We start from the raw sequence: 22,862 nt of genomic DNA on the forward strand, positions 1-22,862 counted from the left end.
ATACGTTTATGTTTTGTATTTTTGTTAGCAATTTTAAAAATACACTATTCTATGCAATTATCTAAAGAAGCCGTTTTAATGAAAGCGAATCAAGCGTGTAAAAACACCTTAATGGAAACCTTAAATATTGAGGTTGTAGATTTTGGAGCCGATTTTTTAGTTGCGAGAATGCCCGTTGATTCTAGAGTTTATCAACCAGACGGTGTTTTACATGGTGGTGCTACAGCGGCTTTGGCCGAAAGTGTGGGAAGTTTTGCATCGCATATATTTAATGATACCGAAAAATTTTTTGTGCGTGGTACAGAGATAACAGCCAACCATTTAAAAAGTGTTACAGAAGGTTTTGTTTACGCTAAAGCGACGTTTTTACACAAAGGAAGAACGACACAGTTGTTGGATATTCGAGTGACCGATGACGATGATAATTTGGTTTCTGTGTGCCGACTCTCAACCATTTCATTACCAAAAAAGAAACAGTAAATGACTTTCGATGATTTTTTTAAGCGCATGGCGGCACAGTACGAAAGCGCTAAACCCTTAGTAGCCTATAGTAAACCTAACGACAACAAAATAAAAGCCATACTTCAAGATACAAATGATTTATACTACACAAATGATTTTAACGAACAAGGGTTTGTGTTTTCAACTTTTGATGATAACAAGGATTCGGTTTTAATGCCATTGGAAAATTCGGAAGTAATTTCCACTTCTCAAGAACTTGAGGTTTCTACGGCTGTAAAAACGCCTATTGAAAACTATAAAATTTCGTCTCATTCTAAAGATTTTCATATCAATCTGGTTAGTAAAGGGATGGAGGCTATTAATGCTAGTGCATTTAGAAAAGTTGTTTTATCCCGTCGGGAAACTGTAAATCTTTCGCACTCTAATCCTATTTTAATTTTTAAAAGGCTTTTAAATACCTATACATCTGCATTTGTATATTGTTGGTATCATCCGCAAGTAGGATTGTGGTTAGGAGCCACACCAGAGGCCTTAATTAATATAGAAGGTCAACAATTTTCTATAATGGCCTTGGCAGGTACTCAAGATTACAAGGGCACGCAGGACGTGGTTTGGAAAGACAAAGAAAAAGACGAGCAGCAAATTGTAACTAATTTTATTCTGGAAGGTTTAAAACCATTAACCGAAAAAATAAAAATATCGGAAACAGAAACCGTAAAAGCTGGAAATTTATTGCACTTAAAAACCATGGTATCTGCAAGATTAAAGGCGCAATCAAATTTAAAGGAAGTGTTGTCTGTATTGCATCCCACACCAGCGGTTTGTGGGTTTCCAAAACTTGAAGCAAAACAGTTTATTTTAAAACATGAAAATTACAATCGAGAATTCTACACTGGTTTTTTAGGAGAATTAAATTTTGAAACTACAAAAGCACCGCGATCTGGAAAGCGTAATATAGAGAATAGAGCCTATGCCATTACAAAAAAAAGCAGTCAATTATTTGTTAATTTACGCTGTATGCAATTAAAAGGCTCTAAAGCTATGATTTATGTTGGTGGTGGCATTACTAAAAGCTCTAATGCTGCGCATGAATGGGAAGAAACGGTATCAAAATCTAGGGTTATTAAAAACGTGTTATAAGTATCTTTTTAAGACCTAATTTCTTACTTTTGTACGATATGAAATACCCTAAAATTCCGCTTGCGCAAACGCTTATAAAGCTTTGCGAAGCAAAAGGCATAAAGCATATTATTATTTCTCCCGGTAGCAGAAATGCCCCTCTAACTATTGGTTTTTCTCACCATCCTTATTTTAAATGCTATAGCATTGTAGACGAGCGTTGTGCCGCATTTTTTGCTTTGGGTATTGCCCAACAATTACAAGAACCAACGGCTGTAGTTTGTACTTCTGGTAGTGCCTTGTTAAATTATTATCCTGCTGTTGCCGAGGCTTTTTTTAGTGATATTCCTTTAGTTGTTATATCGGCCGATAGACCTAAACATTTAATTGGTATTGGCGATGGTCAAACCATTAATCAAAACCATGTTTTTGAAAATCATATTTTATATTCGGCAAATTTAGAACTGAATTTAGACAATAAACAAAGCCTCCAAGACCGTAACGAAATAGAAATAAATAAAGCTCTAAATACAGCGTACCTAAAACAAGGGCCTGTGCATATTAATGTGCCTTTTGATGAGCCTTTGTACGACATGGTTGATGCAGCTTCTGTGAATCCTCAAGTGATCCCTGCCGAAGACAACGTTTTACCAATGGAGTCTTCTGTAATAAACACATGTATTAATGATTGGAATAGCGCATCAAAAAAAATGATTTTGGTTGGGGTTAATCCGCCCAACACCATAAACCAAGAATGGTTGGATGTTATTGCAAAAGACGACAGTGTGATTGTGTTTACCGAAACCACTTCGAATTTGCAACACGACGATTTTTTTCCGAGTATCGATAAGATTATTTTGCCTTTAAACGATGAGGCCTTAATGCGTTTACAGCCCGATATTTTATTAACCTTTGGCGGTTTAATCGTATCAAAAAAAATAAAAGCTTTTTTACGCAAGTACAGACCCCAACAACATTGGCATATTGGCACAACCAAAGCCAACGATACGTTTTTTAGCTTGAATAGATGTTTAGAGGCCAAGCCAAACGACTTTTTTTCTGAATTTTTATCAGGAATTACTACAAAACAGTCTGATTACAAACCGAGTTGGAACCAAATAAAGGCTCACCGAAATAGTAAACATGACGAGTATTTAAAAACCATAGATTTTAGCGATTTTAAAGCCTTCGAAATTATTTTTAAAGCCATTCCCAATCACACGATATTGCAACTAGGTAACAGCTCTACCATACGCTACGCGCAGTTATTCGATTTAAACAAAACGCTAAACGTGTTTTGCAATCGTGGCACCAGTGGTATTGATGGTAGCACGAGTACAGCGATTGGTTGTGCCGTGGTTAACACCAAACAAACCACTTTTATTTCTGGTGATTTAAGCTTTATTTACGACAGTAATGCGCTGTGGAATAACTATGTTCCCAATACCTTTAGAGTAATTGTTATTAATAACCAAGGTGGTGGCATTTTTAGAATTCTTCCCGGACATAAAAACACCGAAAATTTCGACACCTATTTTGAAACGAAACATGAGCTAACGGCAGAACACTTATGTAAGATGTATGGTTTTGAATACACTAAGGTTTCAAATACAAAGGCCTTACAAGGTGCTTTACAATCATTTTATCTAGAGAGTAACCAACCCAAATTATTGGAAGTGTTTACGCCACAAACTACAAACGATGAGATTTTACTCGATTATTTTAGATTTATAAGTTAGATATTATAAAAATGAACAGCGATTTTTTATTTCCTGTGAGAAAAAACAGTAATCTTCTGGTTTTTTATTCTATAAAAAAAAGCTATCTTTAGTTCTTGATGATTAACCTTTTTAAAATTATACAATTATGAGCAAAAGAGATGAACTTATTGCAAAGTATGCTGCAGATTTAAAAGATAAATGCAGTGTAACGCCAGACATGGATTTATTAACCAAAGTGACTATTGGTTGTGGGCCGTCTATTTATAATGCAGATGCCTCTACGGTTTCTGGATCTGACGAATCTGAATTAGCAACGGTTAAAAACAATTTCTTAATAAAAAAATTAGGATTAAAGGATAGTCCAGATTTAGATAAAGGCATTGATGCCGTTATGGAGACCTACGGGAAATCGAATAGAAACAAATACAGAGCGGTGGTTTACTATTTACTTACCAAGCATTTTAAAAAGGAAGCCGTTTATAATTAATTGAAATCATAATATGTTTAAAAGCGTTGCCATGTTAGCAGCGCTTTTTTTATTTTAAAAGTTCTAAAGTCTTGTGTTTTAAAGGAAGTTATACCCATTTAATTTTTATGGTCTTGTTAATTTGAATTATTTACTGTTGAGATGAGATAGAAATCGCAGATTCACGAACTCCATATTTTACTATAATATGGGCGTGAGCCAAAAGCATAATACAACCAAAGTTATGGTTTTACTTTATACCGAAATACGGGCGAAAAAGAGAACAATTATAGGCGACATGACTTGGTTAATTTGGTGTTAATGCCAGTATTTAAATTAGGTTTTTTTTGAAATTTATTGGTCGAAAATTCTTAATTCAAAAATTGTGTTGTTGTGAATAGTTATTTATTGCGCGAGCGATTGAATGGCTTGTTTGAGCTCGCCGACGCAGGAGGAAGCAAGTAATGAAATATTTATATTCATGAGTTCCTTAGTTTAAAATAAAAACCAACGCATAAAGCCCGACCCTTGTAGTCGCGCCCAAAAACACAAGCGAGGTAAAACATAAGTTGCTTTGAGGTTACTGCCCACTTAGACTGAAAAATTATTACCTTTGCCGCATGATAAAATTAGGAGAAATAAATACATTAGAAATACTTCGTGAAAGCGAACATGGCGTTTATTTAATTGATAATGACGACAACCAAGTGTTATTGCCAAACAGGTATGTTCCAGAAACGTTTAAGATATATGATAAATTAGATGTTTTTGTATATTTAGATAATGAAGAGCGCCCTGTGGCGTCGACAGATTTTCCATATATAACCAAAGGTGATTTTGCGCTATTGCGTTGTAATCAAGTTACAGAACATGGTGCGTTTTTAGATTGGGGATTGGTTAAAGAATTGTTTTGTCCTTTTCAAGAACAAGCCTTTAAAATGAAACCTAGCGGTTGGTATTTGGTGCATTGTTATTTAGATGAAAAAACAAATAGACTCGTGGCATCGAGCAAAACGAATCGGTTTTTGGACAATAATGAATTAACAGTTGCCGAGTTTGACGACGTGGATTTGATTGTTTCGCATCCATCGGATATTGGGATGAACGTTATCGTTAACAAAAAACATTTAGGCTTGGTCTACAAGGATCAAATATTTAAAGATATTAGTGTTGGCGATAAATTAAAAGGGGTCGTTAAAAAAATACGTCCGGGAAACAAACTTGATATTACACTAGGACAAATAGGCTACAAGAGTATCGAACCCAATGCCGAACGTATTTTGCGGGAGTTACAAGATAATAGTGGCTATTTAAATTTAACCGATAAGTCTAATCCTGAGCTGATAAAAGATCAGCTTCAAATGAGCAAAAAAAACTTTAAAAAGGCGGTTGGTTCTTTATACAAACAAAAACGTATTGAGATAAAAACCGATGGTATTTACTTAGTTTAAAGGGTATGATAAATCAAGACACTATTGTGGCTCTAGCAACACCGTCGGGAGCTGGTGCCATTGCTGTAATACGGCTATCGGGAAAAGAGGCTATTAAAATTGCTGAAAAGCATTTTAAATCGGTTTCTGGTAAACTATTAAGTAAACAAGCCACACACACTATTCATTTAGGACATATTATGGATGGCGATAGGACTATCGATGAGGTTTTAATATCAGTCTTTAAAAATCCTAATTCCTATACGGGTGAAGATGTTGTGGAGGTATCTTGTCATGGTTCAAACTATATCCAGCAAGAAATTATACAATTATTTTTACGCTCTGGTTGCAGAATGGCAACCGCAGGTGAGTTTACCTTACGGGCTTTTTTAAATGGAAAATTAGATTTATCGCAAGCTGAAGCTGTAGCCGATTTAATTTCTAGCGATAACGAAGCCGCACACCAAATAGCCATGCAACAGATGCGCGGTGGTTTTTCGTCTGAAATCGCTAAACTTCGCGAAGAACTTTTAAACTTTGCCTCTTTAATTGAACTTGAACTGGATTTTGCCGAAGAAGATGTGGAATTTGCAGATCGCAAGCAATTTACAGATTTAATCGAACGTATTTCGATAGTCTTGAAGCGACTCATAGATTCCTTTGCTGTGGGTAATGTGATAAAAGAAGGAATTCCCGTGGCTATTGTTGGCGAACCTAATGTAGGGAAATCAACTTTATTAAATGCTTTATTAAATGAAGACCGAGCGATAGTTTCCGACATTGCAGGAACCACCCGCGATACTATTGAAGACGAAATTTCTATTGGTGGTATTGGTTTTAGGTTTATAGATACGGCAGGTATTCGCGAAACCCAAGATGTTGTAGAAAGTATTGGTATTAAAAAAACCTTCGAAAAAATTGAACAAGCTCAAGTGGTTATGTTCTTGGTAAGCGCAACAGAACTAGCAGTAGGAGCAGAGGCGGTTAAATCGATGGCTATTGAAATCGAGAAAATAAAAAATAAGTTTCCACAAAAGCAGCTCCTTGTTATTTTGAATAAAATAGATGAGATTACTGATTTGGAGTTGGCGAGCATTACTGATGCCTTGTCATTAAAAGCGTCAACCATTATTCCCATTTCTGCTAAAACAGGGTTTGGTATCGAAAAACTAACGAATACACTTCTGGATTTAATTAATACAGGTGCGCTACGAAATAACGAAACAATAATTACAAATTCTCGTCATTATGATGCCTTGTTGAAAGCTTTTGAGGAGATACAAAAAGTCCAATACGGCCTAGAGACCAATTTGTCTGGCGACTTGTTAGCTATAGATATTCGTCAGGCACTATATCATTTTGGTGAAATTACTGGCGAAATAACCAGCGATGATTTACTGGGGAATATTTTTGCTAATTTTTGTATCGGGAAATGATTCTTCATCTTATTTGATATTGCTTAATCAAAACTTGGCGAACATGCTAAAACATCTGCATATGGGTAAATATGTTCCCAAAATGCTTTTCCAGCACTATCATAATGGTCTAGTGCATAATTAAATTTTGTGTTCGAAGCAACTTGATAAATGTATACATCGCAAGAGTAAGAGTATTTCTTTTTAAAACAAACTATCGCGAAATAAAGTGTTTTGTAATCCACAGATATGCTAAAAAAAGTTACTTTCGAGATTGCTTCGCTGTCATAACTCCTATAGGTTGTTCCGTATCCTTCGGATTTTACAAATTCCATTATTTCCTCGCAAGATTGAGCTTTCACATTTACGGTTCCGACTGCAATCAATAGAAAGATGAAAATTTTCTTCATATTACATTTTGGTATTAGTTAGTTCTTGGTTAATTGATTAAAAATTTTTCTTTGGTTTTAAAATGTTTATCAAGAGCTGTAAATTGTTTTTATATGGCTTAAAATGATTTTATAGAGGTGAAATAAAGCATCTTTTTTTACTTTTACTATGTTGCAAATTGTTTTACGATTTTAAGCAATAAAAATTAACTGTGAGATTTCTTTTAAAAGAAGCGTACTGTTTAAAAGTAGAATAATTATCTTAATTTTAAATAGCATTACGAGAAAGAATAAATTTCCATGTTCAGCTTGGTTTTCCGATTCTTAAGGTAGTGTAATTTAAACTCTGTTCAATTCATTTTTTAAATGAATTGAATTAAAGTAGGTTTTTATCTTTTAATGATTTTTTCAGCTCATTATGATTTTCCCAGAATCTATCTCTAATTTTTTGAATAACTTCATCATATGCTGGATGACTTTTTAAAGTTTTCATTAAGGGATCTTCTTCAAGAAACAACAAAACCCAATATTGATAATTATTTTTTGTAGCAAATAGCTTTAATTGCTCAATAGCAAGATTTGGATTTTCTTCGTGTAAGTATTTCATGGCCAAACTAGCTGGCTGGTATATAGATTGGTCATTTTTACAATATTCGGCATATGCTTTGTAAAAATCTTCAGCACTTTCATGTAAGCCCATTTTATCGTATACCAATCCAATTTTTAAATTTTCTTGTGGATACATGCTTAACCCATTATTTTCCTTGATTTTTACAAATTTATCATAGTAATAAAACGCACGATCATACTTTTCTTGGAAATAATAAAATTTGCCCACTTCCTGCATAATATCTAAACGTGTTGTATCTTTTTTCCATTCGTTCTCTAATGCATTTGTAGCCCTTTCTATATTTTGATGCTGAGCGTATTGGATAAATACGTTTAAAAAAGGTGCATAATAATTCTCTGGATTATTATCTAAAGATAAATCTATGTACTTCTTTGCTTCATTTGTAAAACCATTTTGAACAAAGGCATTACTTAAAGCCAAATACATATAGCTTTTGCTTATTGAATCGTTTGTTTCAATATCAAGCTGTAAACCTTTTAAGGCGTACTGCAAATATTTACCTGTATCCGGAATTGCTCGCGAATACAAATCGGCAAGTATTTGAACCACAGAAGACGAATTGGGATTATATTCTAAAGCTTTTTTTAAATGTGGTACAGCCAATCGATATTCATTAACATTAATGTAGTAAAGAGCTTTTGCAATTAAACTTTTGGCAGATCTGGAATCATAAAGCAATGCCTTATCTGCATTATTGTTGATAATATCTGTGTGTTTTTTTTCGGCTTGGTTTAAGTCCAAATAATAGTATGCAATCGCAATATCAGAATATGCGAGCGCAAATTCATGGTCTTGGTCTATCGCTTTTTCAAATAAAATAATAGCAGCTTCCAAGCCCTCCTTAGTTTCTTCTTGCAATCGATCAAGCCCTTTTAAGTAATAATCATAGGCTAGTAAGTTTTCTGTTGGTTTTTTATCAATTTGTTGTAATTCTGCTGGTGTAACTGTTGCCTTTATCGCTTCTGTAATCTTTTTGGCGACGACATTTTGTAAGGAGAAAATGTCTTCCGTTTTATGATTGTACTGTTCAGCCCATATTGGTGTATCATTTGATGCGTCAATCAATTGAATATTCAATAAAACCTGATTATTAAAGCGTTGCCCGCTTCCTTCAATCAAGTAATTGACATTAAGTTCTTCCGCTATTTCTGAGATGGTCTTATCGGTATTTCTATATTTTTCTACAGAGGTCCTACTTATTACTCGGAGATCTTCTATCTTTTGCAAATTGTTTAGTGTCGACTCCATAAGTCCGTTCACAAAATACAGATTATTCGAATCGCTACTCATATTCTTAAACGGCAATACGGCTATAGATTTTCTAAAGTAAACATCTTCTTTACCGGAATTGGGCGTTTCTTTTTGGAAAAACAAGAATGCTACTAGGGTTAAAACCGAAGCAAATACTAATATTATTTGAGCTCTGTACTGTAGAAAAAAACCTTTTTTATTAACTTCAATAGGTTCTGCGGTTTGCTTATCTTCTTGTATTAATTCTGTTTGTTCACCTATTTTTTTTCTAGCCTCGCCTGGCGAATACCCATAATAGTCTCTAAAGCACTTAATGAAATAAGAGTTATTACTAAATCCAACCTGATGCGATATTTCAGAAACAGTAAGTTCCGTTTCTTCTAACAGCGTCATCCCTTTTTGAAGCCGAACTTCACGAATAAATTGACTAGCACTAAGTTGAGTTTGTTTCTTAATCTTTCTCAACAAGTTTGATCTACTCATATTCATGAGGTCAGCCAATTCTGAAACCCCAAATTGCTCATTAGAGATATGCTCTAAAATAAGTGCCTCAGCTTGCTCAATAAATTTTCCTTGATGTGAGATGTCAGTCATGTTGTTTCAAATTTAGAAATTTTTATTTAAACAACGTGCCGCTTCAAGTTTAAAGTGCCTTGTTAAAAAATGGTTACTTGCGTCATAATTTACACTTCTGCGTCATAATTTTCAACCTCACATCAAACTTGATACAATTGGCTTCATGCCGATTATCAGGCAACTAGCTTAGTGTCGCATCTTTGTAGAAACAAAAATCAAGTTGTTGATCATTAAAAATTTAAATCATGAAAACACTTAAAATTACATCAATTAGAAAGGCCGTTCAGATGTTATGCTTTAGCCTTTTATTAACTAGCTCATGCGCACAATCTGACAAGAAAACAAGCTCAGATAGTAATGTTAAAACAACAAAATCAGTAAACAAGCCTAATATAGATATTCATGGAGCTGTACTTACAGGAAATTTGGATGCCGTTAAGCAACATATTGAAGCTGGGACTGATATTAATCAAAAAGAACCTATGAGTGGATCTACACCTTTAATGTCTGCAGCCACTTTTAATAAACCTGAAATCGCTAAAGTACTTATCAATGCAAATACAGATTTGTCTGTAAAAAATAATGATGGCGGAACGGTTTTACATACGGCAGCATTCTTTGGACGTATAGAAATTGTACAGTTACTAATTGATGCAAAAGCAGATAAAACCATTCGTAATAATTTTGGAGCTACACCTAGGGAAATTGTTATGGTAGATTTCGATCAAATGAAACCTATTTATGAAATGCTAATTCAACAATTAAAACCAATGGGATTTACATTAGATCTCAATGAACTACAAAAAGCGCGTCCTGTTGTTGCAATGATGCTACAATAAATAACAACTACGATGACCACAGAAAGAAGATACGATATTGATTGGCTAAGAGTCATTGCTATAGGTTTATTACTTATTTACCACATAGCGATTATATTCCAACCATGGGCCATGTTTATAGGTTTTATAAGAAGTGACGATGCTTTAGTAGTGCTTTGGAAACCGATGACCATGCTCAATGTCTGGCGGATACCTCTACTGTTTTTTATCTCTGGAATGGGCTTGTATTTTGCAATGAAAAAAAGAAACTGGAAGCAATTGTTCTTAGAGCGAGCTAAACGAATTTTCTTGCCCTTTGTGTTCGGAATTTTGGCTATCACACCATTACATTTTTTAATTTTTCAGAACTACTACAATATGCCATTGAGTTATTTTCCGCACATGGGACACTTATGGTTTTTAGGAAACATTGTTGTCTATGTTGTAGTGTTGTCACCTGTTTTATTCTACTTGAAGAATAACGAAAAATGGAAATTTAGGAAAGCCATTTCAAAAGTGATGACCTATGCCATAGGACCATTATCTATATCAGTATTTTTTATGTTAGAAGTAGGTTTTGTTAAACCACAGCTATTTGAACTGTACGCTAAAACCTGGCATGGCTTTTTTATCGGGTTTTTGGCTTTCTTTTTTGGTTTTCTTTTTGTGTATAGCGGTAAAGCATTCTGGCAAACCGTTTCAAAATGGAAATGGTTATATATCGGCTTGGCCACAATCCTCTTCCTAATTCGTTTCACTGGATTTGAGTCATTATCAAATATGTATGTAACCACCATAGAATCTAATGTTTGGATATTGGGTTTATTCGGAATAGGATATAGCTACTTTAATAAACCAAGTGCATTACTAAGCTATTTAAGTGCAGCTGTTTATCCTGTTTATATTATTCACATGTTTGTATTATATGCAGGTGTATTACTCATTCTGCCTTTAGATCTTCATCCTATGCTAGAATTTATAGGAATCACTCTATTTACGTTTATAGTCTGTTTTCTTATTTATGAATTTATCCTCAGACGCATTAATATTTTAAGACCATTGTTTGGATTGAAATGGAAATTTAAAGGCGTAACACAGAAAAAATTAAAGCGTATTTAGAGCCCAATTCAACACGTTGTATTTCAATTTGATAAATCATTAAATCATAATAAAATTATTTAGAAAAAATAGATTAAGAATGATTACCAAAAATAAATTTGGAGCCTATTTAGCTTATGCCGCTGGATAAATTATTCTGGTTATAGTTGGAATCCTCATTGCATTAGAAATTAATGAACATTCAAATAGGGAGAAAAAATTAGAGTTGAGTAACTCTTACATTATTCAATTAAATGCGGAATGACTACAATAGCTCAAAATAGAGAATCATACCTCTAGGCCATTGAATCACTCAAAAAACTAAAAAATACGTTTACTGAATTACTAAATACAAATTAAAAAATGAAGACCGAAAAAAATAAATCAAATAAGAAAACACATCCATTTTGGAGCTTTTTCTGGCTTACTTTTCTGGTCCTTTCTCTTTGGTATGCGTGGTACTCATTTTATGCGCCATCAAATGATATTACTTGGACAAATGACATTGAATCCGCTAAAAAGCTTGCCAACAATTCGGATAAAAATATAATGGTATTCTTTACTGCGGAATGGTGTTCACCTTGTCGCATTATGAAACGTCAAGTTTTTGCAGATAGCGAAGTTATGACAGCTATTGATGCGGAAGTTGTACCAGTTGAAATTGACATGGATGACCCGAATAACGAACAACTTGTAAATCAATATAAAATCGGTGTTACACCGACAACCATTTTTATTGATCCCGAGGGAAAGGTGATTGATTACGCCGTTGGAAAAGTGGATAAAACAAAATTTCTTCAGATTCTTAAAAAAGTAGGCTTTCAGGAAAGTGATAAAACCAAATCTAGTATAACCAAACAACCCACTTTAGCTGATTATAGCTCGGGTGAAAAATGGGTATGGAAATATAAAGGTGTTACTACTGAAGGAGAGGTTCGCTCGGATGGAACAGATACACGGGAAGTCGTAAAATTTGGAGAGGTTCTAGGTATGACTATTGGTAAGGACACCATTCCTGTTAGCGATATTGTTAAACCAGATGTTAGCGAAACGCCGAAGTATGATTGGCCTCTTAAAGTGGGTAAAAAATGGAAATATGAAAACAATTGGACCAGTCAAGATGGAACAACGGGAAGCCAAAGTCAGAATGCCGAAGTATTATCGTACCGAGAGGAAACGGTAGAAGCGGGAACATTTATGGCTTATACAATTAAATATACTGGAAAAACCACCAATTCCAGAGGATATAATGCCGATGAAACAGAGGTTTGGTTATATGCCCCATCCGTAAAAAATTTCATAAAACTCACTCAAAATCAGGGTGATTTTCACTATGTGGAGGAATTAATCGAATATTCAAAATAAAAACAACCATTATATTAAAATAGAAATTATCAATCAATAATAATTCACAAATCAAAAAACGAACAATTATGAAATTAATTAAAAGTAATAAAGGAATTAGACTTGCAATAGGCATCGTTTTAGGAGTATTATTAGGCTTATTAACCTCAAACATAGCTTTGTGGCTTCCTATAGGAATTGCTATTGGTGCAGCGTTAGAATACTCAAAAAAAATCTTGATGTATTAACCAACAATACAAAATAAATCATTAATCAAAAAACGAACAATTATGACATCAATAAAAATGAAAACACAAAAAATTATTCTATTACATAGATTCTATTATTAGCACTTATTTCAGAAAAAAATGAAACGATTAACCAAATTTATAGAAAAGAATATTTCAGGAAAAAAAGTTTTAGGTCTTTTTATCTTGACAAATGCTGTTTACACCTTTATGCTCACTGTTACAATTCCTAAAACATTGGAATTCTCTAACGGAATGAAATTACTGGATATGATGCCTACAGGATATGATTTGGATTATGTAAGTGAATTATTCAGTTTGCTTGGAGAAAATGGACGTTTGACATATCTAAACAACCAAATACCTTTGGATATGATTTACCCACTACTATTCGGACTTTCTTACTGTTTGCTTTTGGGTTATTTCTTAAAAAAATTGAACAAATTAAATTCCCCTTATAAATATCTCTGCCTAATACCTATAATTGCAGGAATTGCAGATTATTTAGAAAATTTTGGAATTATCAGAATGTTAAAAAGCTACCCTGATTTGACAGAGATTTCAGTAAATACGACTAGCTTATTTTCACTGATAAAAAGTATTTCGACAACTGCTTTTTTTATAGTCTTGGTAGTAATGCTAATTATACTTGGAATTAAATTAATGAAAAGGAATAAAACAAGTGCTAATAATGTGTAACCGCAATTACGGCGGATTCGACTACATCCAAATCCGCTTGGAATTGCTAAAGTTGGTGTCAAACCGAAAATTGTAACAATTACTCTGTTACATAGTCATAACTGATATCTAAATAGTTCCCTGTCTGGTTAGGAAGAGTCCTTATTTTAGGTGGTATGGGTTATCTAATTTCTACAGTTATACGCTACGCCGGAATTGATTTTAGCTTCAATAGATTTCTTACTCTACCTGCAACCATTGGAGAATTTTGGATGATTGGTTATTTGCTAATTTTTGGAATAAGACCAAATTATGGAGTAAAATTAAGTGGAAACTCGAAATAGTGCCGAATGTAGGGCATAATCAAAAAAAGATGGCACAGGCAGCAGCAGAATATTGATATAAATAAAATAGATAAAACATTAGCTAATAATGTGTATTATTCTCTGATTATTGTCTTTTTAAACAAAAATTCAGACAGATTAATCATGGTATTAAAAACCTTTAAAGAAATGAAGCATATCTTATTATTCAGTTTAGTTTTAATGTTCAATTGCACAAATAAAACCAAAGCAGAAAAGAAAGTATCAGTAAATGAAAAAGAAAACCTAATAGCACTAATTGATGAAATCTGGAAAACAGAACAAGAACCTATTAGACGAAGAGATTCATTAATGTCAATTTATGGTGTCGATTCTGACATAGTTAAAAAGCAGCAATTCATCATCGATAAAAACCTCGCTATTAATGAGAAGAAAGTGATAAATATTCTCAAAAAATATGGTTGGCCAAAAAAAAAATGATAGGCGAACGAGGTAATTGGACCATATGCAACGTTATTCAACATTCAGATAATGAAGTTCGAATACAATTCCTACCAATGATGAGACAAGCCGTTAAGGATAAAAAGTTAGAACCTCGATTTTTGGTAAGAGCAGAGGATAGAATAGCAACTGAGAGAGGTGATTTACAAATCTATGGTGGACAAATGAAATACTACCCAGAAACCAAGAGTTTTAATTTATGGCCAGTTTTTGATCCAGAAAACATAGATAAACGAAGAACAGCAATTGGGCTGGATTCAATCGCAATATTTCTTAAAAATAGATTTGATTTTGAATGGAATCTCGAAGAACAAATCAAAAGAACAAAAGAGTTTGAATTGTCAAAGCAAAGAAGAAATAGTATCAACTAAAAATATAATAACTTATGAACGGACCAGATAAAAACATAAAATACCCACTAGAGAATTACGACAGGCTTTGTTTCTTAAAAAATGTTGTAAAGAATCCCAATATTAGTGTTGGCGACTACACCTACTATGACGATTTTGAAAATGTAGAAAACTTTGAAAAGAACGTAAAATATCTTTTTGACTTTGTAGATGACAAATTAATAATAGGAAAGTTCTGTATGATTGCTTCAGATGTTAAATTCATAATGAATGGTGCAAATCACTTAACAGATGCCTTATCAACATATCCTTTTGCAATTTTTGGGAAAGGTTGGGAACGTGCAATGGACGGAAAAAGTTATCCAAATAAAGGAGATATTAATATTGGTAATGATGTTTGGATTGGCTACAACGCCACTATTATGGCTGGAATAACCATTGGAGATGGCGCAATTATTGCCACAAACTCAACAATAGTTAAAGACGTTGAACCCTATTCAATTGTTGGTGGAAATCCTGCTAAAGAAATCAAAAAACGTTTTGATAACAGCACCATAAAAAAACTATTAGAAATAAAATGGTGGAATTGGGACATCGAAAAAATCACAAAGAATGTCCAGAACTTAACAGATAACAACATTGAAAATTTAATTTAAAAATTGGTTTGGTTGAGTTTTATAAAGGCAAACTTTTGAAGATTATATGTTTCTCAATTTTATTTTAGAATAATTTTATATGAAAACAGCAATTTATACAAAATATGGTTCACCAGAAATTATCAAGATTATTGATGTTGAAAAACCTTCGCCAAAATCAAATGAGGTTTTAGTGAAAATTAAGGCTTCATCTGCAACAAGAGCAGATACAATGATGAGGCAAGGATCACCAACATTCGGAAGATTGTTTTTAGGTCTTTTTAAACCTAAGAACACGTCTCTAGGAACAGGGTTTTCTGGAGTAATTGAATCCATTGGTGATGAAGTTTCCAAATTTAAAATTGCTGATGCCGTATTAGGTGAAAAATTATTTAGTAATGGTTGTAATGCAGAGTATATATGTATTGCAGAAGATATGATAATTACACACAAGCCAATTAATATTTCACATCAAGAAGCAGCTCCAATTTGCGATGGTTTTTTAACCTCTTATAACTTCTTAAAAGACATTGCAAACATACAACAAGGACAACATGTTTTAGTAAATGGAGCTTCTGGTAGTTTGGGCAGTGCAGCAGTACAATTGGCTAAAGTAATGGGAGCTAAAGTGACAGGCGTTTGTAGTACTAAGAATATGGAGTTGGTCAAATCCTTAGGAGCTGATTTTGTGATCGACTATAAAAAGAACCATTTCTCAAAAAACACCAATATGTATGATGTCATCTATGATTCGGTAGGAAAAACCAATTATAGTATGTCCAAAAAAGCCTTAAAACCTAATGGAGTATTTATGACACCTGTTTTAAGCCTGAATGTCTTATGGTATTCAATTAGTAATTCAAAAAGAGTAAAGTTTGGGGCAACAGGTCTGAAAAAACCTGAAGATTTGAAACCGTTATTTTTAGAGCTAGTAACCTTTTTTAAGCAAAAAAAACTTAAAACGGTTATTGATAAAAGCTACGACTTATCAGAAATTATAGAAGCTCATCATTATCTCGAAACTGATCGAAAAGTGGGTAACATCGTCATCATCAATCAATAAGAATTCATCAATCAAAAAACGAACAATAACGAAAGCAATTAAAATGAAACTAGAAAGCCTAATGAAGAGAACTGGTGCGAACAAGGTTCATATTTAAATCTTAAAGGAAATGGAGGCATTTTATCAAGAGTAAGCGATTTACTATTATGAAGTAAAGCCATAAGGGATAATTCAGTACTTGATAAAAAATCAACATCAAAATATCTTTATCCTCATATTTTGGAATACAGTGATGAAATTCGTATCATGGATATGGTTGGGTAATTGAAAATATTGATTTAGAAGATAAGTTGGTATGGCACAATAGTGGAAGTGAAACGTTTGCATCGGATTTCATAAGAAACAAAATCAAAAGTAAAACCACAACGACTACATATTTCTTACTGATATAATCCGTCGTTTAAATTTATTCAAATGAAAATAGTAAAACGAATTTTAAAAATTGTCATCGCTCTCATCGGCTTACTTTTGCTGACAGGAATCATTACACTCTGGCTGGATTCATCAGGAACAAATTATCTCAAGATTAATAAGAATGAATCTCAATTTGGTAATTCTTATCTCATTAAGAACGTAAATATTATTCCAATGAACCAAGACACTGTTTTAGTTGACAAAATGGTGTATATAAAAGAAGGAATTATTAAAAAAATTGCAGATACTATTGAGGTCAATGGAATTCAAATTTTTAACGGGGAAGATAAGTATCTAACACCAGGACTTATCGATATGCATGTACATGTGTGGGATAGATATGAACTCGGACTTTATCTATCAAATGGTGTTACAGCAGTTAGAAATCTTTGGGGCATGCCAATGCATTTAAGAATTAAAGAAGATGCAATGGCAGACAATATTTTTTCACCAGCCTTTTTTACGACAGGACCAAAACTAACAGGCTCAGAATTCGTTGGTGATGACAATTTAAATCTAAGTAATCCGAGTGAGGCTAAAGAAAAGGTTATTTTATATAAAGACAGAGGTTACGATTTTATCAAAACATATTACGGATTGGATAAAGAAATTTTTGATGCCGTGATTGAACAAGCCAAAATTTCTGAAATTGATATCGTTGCTCACCCTTCTCAAAAAGTGGCATTTTCATATCATTTAAATCCCCAAATCAAATCTATTGAACATGCCGAAGAAATAGTGCAGCAACCGTTACAGTTTGATTTAGATGTCATTAAGTTGCAACCTATTATTGATTCCATTTCGCAATCCAAACACACGAGGTATAGTACTACAATTACTGTATTTAATAATATTTATCAAATGATGATGGATGATTCAATTTTAGATTCGGAATCATTGGAGTTTATGAATCCACTCATCTTAAAAGTAGATAGTGAAAATCAATTTAACCGTTGGTTTAATGCAAAGCAAGAAGATTCAACTACAGTTAGTAGAATAAAAAAACAACATGATTTTCATATTACCATTGTAAAAAAACTGCATGAAGCAGGTGTAACTATAGTTTGCGGAACGGATGCTGGTATTGGTGTTACCCTGCCGGGATTTTCAATTCATAAAGAACTGGCCTTTTACAAAGAGGCAGGCCTTTCTAATTATGAAATTTTGAAAACAGCTACTATAAACGCCTCCCAAACGCATTCCATGATGAGTCAACTTGGAACTGTTGAAGAGGGTAAGATTGCTAACTTATTATTAGTGGATGAAAACCCGCTTGTTACCTTATCTACACTTAAAAATCCAATCTGTGTTTTTGTGAAAGGACGAAAATTGAACAGAGAGACACTAGATTCTTTTAATGAAAAGGCAAAAAATCGAAAGAATTTGATGGCTTCGACGCTAAGATATTTGGAAAACTTAGCAATTGGCAAATGATTCCTTATTTTATTTGATATCATTTAATTCGTTTTAATGTTAAACCTCTCTTTTATGGCGTTATAGATAGTTTGTGTATTTTCTTTACTTTTCTAATTATAAAGTATGGATGAAAATTTTTATATCTTTTAACTAATAAGGTTTTAATCCCATAAGTGACCCCATTCCAAATCTTTTTCGTAAGATTTAAACTTGTCAATACCACCGCCTGGTGTAAATGTATATTCACCAAAATATATTTTATTATTTACCGAGTATAAATCTAATCGCACATAATCGAAAGGCTTGGAGAGTTTGGTGGCCAGTTTAACCATATCTTCAAAATTTTCTGGTTTTTTAACTTTAGAAGGGTCTTCGACTTCATTGAATATATAAGGATATTCTTGAATTTCCCATTTATCATCGAAAAAGGCTACTTTGGTATTTATAAATCTATCTATATAAACCCCCAAATAAATCTTATTTTTAAAACAATAAAATTTGTAATCTTTTGGTATGCTACCCTGTTCATCTAGAAGTAGCTCCTCTACAATAAGCCTTGGTTTAATTGCTTTATAATGCAACTCCATCCCCAGTAAATAATATTTGGTTTTAAGCCAGGCATCTGTAATTTTTTTTAGTTCTGTATAACTGTAATCCGCCTTGTTTTTTACTATGGCATTAAATCCGCTACCGTGATTTGCTTTTATTACAAAACTATTTGGAAGTTTCTTGTAAATCACTTCATTTAAACTCTCCATTTCAAAAAGCATAGGCACCAAATACTGTTCGCCAATGCATTCTCTAACATGCTTTCTCACGGCTATTTTATCAGATAAAAGAGTCATTTGTTTGGTGTATTTAAAACGTCTTTTAGCCATTCGCTCATTATGCGTCTTGGGGTTTTTAAAATTTGGGTTATATTTTAGGTTGGCTTTAAAACTTTGTTTTACATAAAACTCTGGATTAACTTTAGATAAAAAAACCTTAATTTGATGTCTTAAAAACGATTTCATGTAGTTTTTTATTAAATTTATATTCGATCTATTACTGCATTACTTTTATTATTATTTGAAAGTCCTTGAGAAAATCACAGCACACAGCATATAAATATCACTACAATAAATATAATGTTTTATTATAAAAATCCTTTATATTGTTTGGTGTTTATAGGATTTTAACTCTAAATTTATAAATAATCATTATTTATTAAAAATTATTGGAAACGTCGTATACTCTTAGCGTAGTCATTCCTATGTATAATGCCGAAGATTATATAGGCATTTGCTTAGATAGTCTTTTAAACCAAAACTTAAAGTTAGATTCTTACCAAATTATAGTTGTAAACGATGGCTCTAAAGATAATAGTAAAGCCATTGTAGAGGGGTACGTAAAAAAGTATTCTAATGTTATTCTCTACAATCAAAATAATTCTGGAAATGGTGCGGCTAGAAATAAAGGTATGGAATTGGTTAAAGGAAAATACCTGTATTTTTTAGATGCTGATGATTATATTGCGAGTGCTGTTTTAGATGAATTAGTATCCGTTTTAGAGAAAAAAAACTTAGATATTTTAGGTTTTAATTCGATTAATACAAGATCTTCTCATTTAAATACCTCTAAGACCGCTTTAAATATTCGTGCACTTGAAGATTACAAAGTTAAAACAGGTGTAAAATTTATTGCCGAACATAATTACAGAGCAGAGGTTTGGTGGTATATTATGAAAACAGATTTTTTTAGAAGTACGGGAGTTGTATTTTACGACCGTAAATTTGTGCAAGATTCGTATATAACCCCTACTATTTTTCTTAAAGCAGAACGCGTTTTATTTATACCCCATGATGTCCATAGATACCGACAAAATGATGATTCTATAACACACATAAAAGCACCCGCTCATATAAGAAAGCACATGAATGATTTAATTTTTGCAGTTAAAAAATTGGATGCATTAATACACAGCGTTAATGATGAGCCATGTGAAAACCGTTTAAAAAACAGGCAACAAGGCTATGTTTTTTTCTTTTTAATTCGATTTGCCAAGTCTGATATGAGTTTTAGAGCACTTCGCAGTATTTTAAGTGAACTTAAAGCGATTGAGGCCTACCCAATAAGGCATTTTATTGGAAAAGATTATCACGGGTTTAAATATAGAGTTTTAGTATTTGTTTTAAATCGTTCGTTTTTAAGAGCTATTTTTTTATACACTTATAGGTTTGCATATCAGCAGATTAATAAAAACGATAGACCTTAATTAATACCAAATTATCAATGTCATGTTGCATATAATTTGTTTTTTTTGCTCATATTTCGGTATAACATAAAACCATATGTCAGATTAAAAATATTATGATGCTGTCAATCCTTTTAAAATAAAGAACTTTGCACATTTTTTTAAATGTTACCTTGCTTATTTGAAACAATTATTAAGATTTAAAGGGCGTTTTTTGTTAATTAAAGTACTTTTGTTTATCAGTTAGTTAGAGTCAAGTCTTGATTCTTATGTCTATTAGCGAAGCGGTCTTATGTCTTTTATCGGATATTGATTACTTTCAAAATTAAAATTATAGATTTTCAAGTTTATCTATCTTTTCTAGAATTTCTGAACAACATAGCTCATAATCCTCAAAGTAGGTGCTATTATCAATAATATAATAGTTTTCTTGCTGTTATTGTGAAATGTAATCTTTTTTTGCCTTAAACTTCCGATAGGATTTATCTAACTCTTCACGTTTCTCTTCACTTGAAAGCCCTCGCCAATTAACGGGCCAGTCTTCTGTTCTTTCAGAAAGCCTAGAATAAACCGTATCGATATCACAATCAATAAAAATAAATAATGACTTGTTTATGTTCCATTTTGTGCTTTTTAAGTTTTTATAGAACAAGTCGAGACTCGCCGCGTTGCACTCGTCCATACCAATAGAAGACGCGTGTAAAAGGCCCTCATCTAAAACGAAAAGGCATTTATTATTGTACGTTTTCTTCAAATCATTAATAATTCTATAGTTTGAAAATATATCAAGTAAGTACATCGCTAGATTCGTTTTTGTTTTAAAAGGATATGGACTCGATACAAACAAACGCCATAGCGATTTTAGTAAATAAAAATCAATGACTTTAAGGTATTGTTTGATGATGTTTAACCGAATAAGATTTTTATTGGTTGTCGGTTTTTTAGTGTTTTTTATAAGATTTATATCATGCCTATTAAATAGCTTAACATCTTTTGATTTCAATTCCTTTTTGAGATAAGTGTAGAGTTTATCTGAAAAAAATGTTTTGCCTGATCCTGGTACTGCTATAAATTCTATTATCATCTATTGGATTTTTATACAAGATTTTTATAAAATTCCACCCAAGCATTCGATATATCCTCCGATGAAAAGTTATGTCTGGTATATTTTAAACCTTGCGCACCTAAAGTGCTTCTTAGGTTTTTATCGTTTGCTAATAACTTCATTTTATCATACAAATCATTCACGTTTTTAACTTTATGTCTCAATCCTGTTTCGTTATCCATAATCGTGTCAAGCAGGCCATAGGCGTCACTACATATTACTGGAATGCCACAAGCAGAGGCCTCTATAACACTCATTCCGAACCCTTCTCTATAACTAGGTAAACAAAAAACATCACAACTCTGATAGTACATTTCTGGAGTGTCTGTTTTACCAACAAAGTTAAAAAAGGCTTTGTCTTTAATAATTTCTTTCATGGCCTCAAGAGCGCCCTCATCAAAACCTGCAACCAATAAATAGGCGTTTTTATTTTCCAATCGAAGCTTATTAAAAGCTTTTGCCAATTCAATCACCCCTTTGTCTTCTGTGATTCGTCCAATAAACAGAAAAACAACCCAGTCATCCGAAATATTGAGCTGCTTTCTAAGCTCAGACCGCTTGATAACATTTGGAGCAAATCGATTTAAATCTACACCACAAATAGAACCCGCGCCTAAAACTTGGCCTTGATTAACTTTAAGAATCTTTTCTGAAATTAAAAAGTCTCTCTGAGAATTTCCATCCACTAAAATATGAGTAGACCAATTGGCGATAACTTGATCTAATTTTTTTAATAGGTATCTAAAAGCACCTTTTTTTGTCGCCCAAACTTGTCCGGTGAAAATATGTACTCTTATACCAACTCCAGCTAATTTACCCGCAATTGCGGCAGTTAAGCCCGCTTTTGGAGTTAGAGAATGAATGGCATCAAACGAGTTGCTTTTAAAATATTTATAGAGTTTATAAATACCATGGATATCTTTTGTCATGTTTATACTTCTCTGTATTGGGATGTTTTTAAAGCTTTTGTGTTCAAAATTATCCAATATAAGACTATTGGTATCATTTATGTTAGCTACCAGATGAATATGATAATATTTACTCAGCTTTTCTAAATGAACCTTTAGAAAAAAGAAAGAATAAGGGGAGGATACGATAAAACAGATGTTTTTTTTCATGTGTTTGTATTTATTGTTTTTCATCGGTCGCATGCAACATCCATTTAATCATTTCCTT

General features: G+C 32.8%; 22 protein-coding genes and 1 pseudogene. 18 read left to right on the forward strand and 5 right to left on the reverse strand.

Annotated elements, in window-relative coordinates; translation table 11 throughout:
* The first annotated feature begins 51 nt into the window (after nt 1–51).
* From FEZ18_RS13445 to mnmE, 6 genes are all read left to right on the forward strand, one after another.
* Nucleotides 52–480 (forward strand): PaaI family thioesterase, encoded by a 429-nt coding sequence (locus FEZ18_RS13445; protein WP_153268795.1) that lies wholly within the window; start codon nt 52–54, stop codon nt 478–480.
* The gene (locus FEZ18_RS13450) at nt 481–1,602 is read left to right on the forward strand and encodes a chorismate-binding protein (RefSeq protein WP_153268796.1); all 1,122 of its coding nucleotides are present in this window, start codon (nt 481–483) and stop codon (nt 1,600–1,602) included. It abuts the gene before it with no gap.
* 38 nt (nt 1,603–1,640) lie between these two features.
* Nucleotides 1,641–3,320, forward strand: coding sequence for a 2-succinyl-5-enolpyruvyl-6-hydroxy-3-cyclohexene-1-carboxylic-acid synthase (gene menD / locus FEZ18_RS13455; RefSeq protein ID WP_153268797.1), 1,680 nt, complete (start codon nt 1,641–1,643; stop codon nt 3,318–3,320).
* 127 nt (nt 3,321–3,447) lie between these two features.
* Nucleotides 3,448–3,789: a DUF2853 family protein gene (locus FEZ18_RS13460; protein WP_153268798.1), complete on the forward strand. Its 342-nt coding sequence runs from the start codon at nt 3,448–3,450 to the stop codon at nt 3,787–3,789.
* 599 nt (nt 3,790–4,388) lie between these two features.
* Entirely contained in the window at nt 4,389–5,219 is an 831-nt protein-coding gene (locus FEZ18_RS13465) for a S1 RNA-binding domain-containing protein (RefSeq protein WP_153268799.1), read from the forward strand.
* A gap of 5 nt (nt 5,220–5,224) precedes the next feature.
* Nucleotides 5,225–6,634 carry a tRNA uridine-5-carboxymethylaminomethyl(34) synthesis GTPase MnmE gene (gene mnmE / locus FEZ18_RS13470; RefSeq protein ID WP_153268800.1) on the forward strand — a complete coding sequence of 470 codons (1,410 nt, stop codon included), beginning with the start codon at nt 5,225–5,227 and terminating at the stop codon, nt 6,632–6,634.
* Nucleotides 6,635–6,657: 23 nt separating this feature from the next.
* On the opposite strand, the gene FEZ18_RS13475 is transcribed toward mnmE, so the two are convergent.
* Nucleotides 6,658–7,023 carry a hypothetical protein gene (locus FEZ18_RS13475; protein WP_153268801.1) on the reverse strand — a complete coding sequence of 122 codons (366 nt, stop codon included), beginning with the start codon at nt 7,021–7,023 and terminating at the stop codon, nt 6,658–6,660.
* 355 nt (nt 7,024–7,378) lie between these two features.
* On the reverse strand, nt 7,379–9,478 hold the full coding sequence (locus FEZ18_RS13480; RefSeq protein ID WP_153268802.1) for a helix-turn-helix domain-containing protein: 2,100 nt from the start codon (nt 9,476–9,478) through the stop codon (nt 7,379–7,381).
* 227 nt (nt 9,479–9,705) lie between these two features.
* Here FEZ18_RS13480 and FEZ18_RS13485 point away from each other — a divergent pair, with 227 nt between their 5' ends.
* The 11 genes and pseudogenes from FEZ18_RS13485 (at nt 9,706) to FEZ18_RS13525 (ending at nt 18,366) form a co-directional block, all read left to right on the forward strand.
* Complete coding sequence (locus FEZ18_RS13485) at nt 9,706–10,299, forward strand: ankyrin repeat domain-containing protein (protein WP_153268803.1); 594 nt, start codon at nt 9,706–9,708, stop codon at nt 10,297–10,299.
* A 12-nt stretch (nt 10,300–10,311) separates the two neighbouring features.
* Nucleotides 10,312–11,397, forward strand: coding sequence for an acyltransferase family protein (locus FEZ18_RS13490; protein ID WP_153268804.1), 1,086 nt, complete (start codon nt 10,312–10,314; stop codon nt 11,395–11,397).
* Nucleotides 11,398–11,739: 342 nt separating this feature from the next.
* Nucleotides 11,740–12,741, forward strand: coding sequence for a thioredoxin family protein (locus FEZ18_RS14760; RefSeq protein WP_228122767.1), 1,002 nt, complete (start codon nt 11,740–11,742; stop codon nt 12,739–12,741).
* Between the two features lie 68 nt (nt 12,742–12,809).
* A complete protein-coding gene (locus tag FEZ18_RS14605) occupies nt 12,810–12,968 on the forward strand; it encodes a hypothetical protein (RefSeq protein WP_194269482.1) in 159 nt (52 codons plus the stop codon).
* A gap of 120 nt (nt 12,969–13,088) precedes the next feature.
* Nucleotides 13,089–13,667: a hypothetical protein gene (locus FEZ18_RS13500; RefSeq protein WP_153268805.1), complete on the forward strand. Its 579-nt coding sequence runs from the start codon at nt 13,089–13,091 to the stop codon at nt 13,665–13,667.
* A 128-nt stretch (nt 13,668–13,795) separates the two neighbouring features.
* A pseudogene (locus FEZ18_RS15005) lies at nt 13,796–13,990 on the forward strand (DUF4386 family protein); the annotation flags it as partial.
* A gap of 168 nt (nt 13,991–14,158) precedes the next feature.
* Nucleotides 14,159–14,449, forward strand: a complete 291-nt coding sequence (locus FEZ18_RS14765; RefSeq protein WP_228122769.1) for a hypothetical protein — start codon at nt 14,159–14,161, stop codon at nt 14,447–14,449.
* A complete protein-coding gene (locus tag FEZ18_RS14770; RefSeq protein WP_317164443.1) occupies nt 14,446–14,841 on the forward strand; it encodes a DUF6624 domain-containing protein in 396 nt (131 codons plus the stop codon). Before FEZ18_RS14765 ends, FEZ18_RS14770 begins: the two co-directional genes overlap by 4 nt.
* A gap of 14 nt (nt 14,842–14,855) precedes the next feature.
* Complete coding sequence (locus FEZ18_RS13515) at nt 14,856–15,476, forward strand: CatB-related O-acetyltransferase (RefSeq protein WP_153268806.1); 621 nt, start codon at nt 14,856–14,858, stop codon at nt 15,474–15,476.
* A gap of 79 nt (nt 15,477–15,555) precedes the next feature.
* Nucleotides 15,556–16,518: an NAD(P)-dependent alcohol dehydrogenase gene (locus FEZ18_RS13520; RefSeq protein WP_153268807.1), complete on the forward strand. Its 963-nt coding sequence runs from the start codon at nt 15,556–15,558 to the stop codon at nt 16,516–16,518.
* A gap of 414 nt (nt 16,519–16,932) precedes the next feature.
* Nucleotides 16,933–18,366, forward strand: a complete 1,434-nt coding sequence (locus FEZ18_RS13525) for an amidohydrolase family protein (RefSeq protein ID WP_153268808.1) — start codon at nt 16,933–16,935, stop codon at nt 18,364–18,366.
* A 143-nt stretch (nt 18,367–18,509) separates the two neighbouring features.
* Here FEZ18_RS13525 and FEZ18_RS13530 read toward each other — a convergent pair whose 3' ends face one another.
* Complete coding sequence (locus tag FEZ18_RS13530; protein WP_153268809.1) at nt 18,510–19,361, reverse strand: ATP-grasp fold amidoligase family protein; 852 nt, start codon at nt 19,359–19,361, stop codon at nt 18,510–18,512.
* Between the two features lie 203 nt (nt 19,362–19,564).
* Between FEZ18_RS13530 and FEZ18_RS13535 the strand changes: the two genes are divergently transcribed.
* Complete coding sequence (locus tag FEZ18_RS13535) at nt 19,565–20,602, forward strand: glycosyltransferase (RefSeq protein WP_153268810.1); 1,038 nt, start codon at nt 19,565–19,567, stop codon at nt 20,600–20,602.
* 415 nt (nt 20,603–21,017) lie between these two features.
* On the opposite strand, the gene FEZ18_RS13540 is transcribed toward FEZ18_RS13535, so the two are convergent.
* Nucleotides 21,018–21,665, reverse strand: a complete 648-nt coding sequence (locus tag FEZ18_RS13540) for a hypothetical protein (protein WP_153268811.1) — start codon at nt 21,663–21,665, stop codon at nt 21,018–21,020.
* Between the two features lie 11 nt (nt 21,666–21,676).
* A complete protein-coding gene (locus FEZ18_RS13545) occupies nt 21,677–22,837 on the reverse strand; it encodes a glycosyltransferase (protein WP_153268812.1) in 1,161 nt (386 codons plus the stop codon).
* Nucleotides 22,838–22,862 lie beyond the last annotated feature (25 nt).

It is taken from the genome of Oceanihabitans sp. IOP_32, assembly GCF_009498295.1.
Taxonomy (GTDB): domain Bacteria; phylum Bacteroidota; class Bacteroidia; order Flavobacteriales; family Flavobacteriaceae; genus Wocania; species Wocania indica.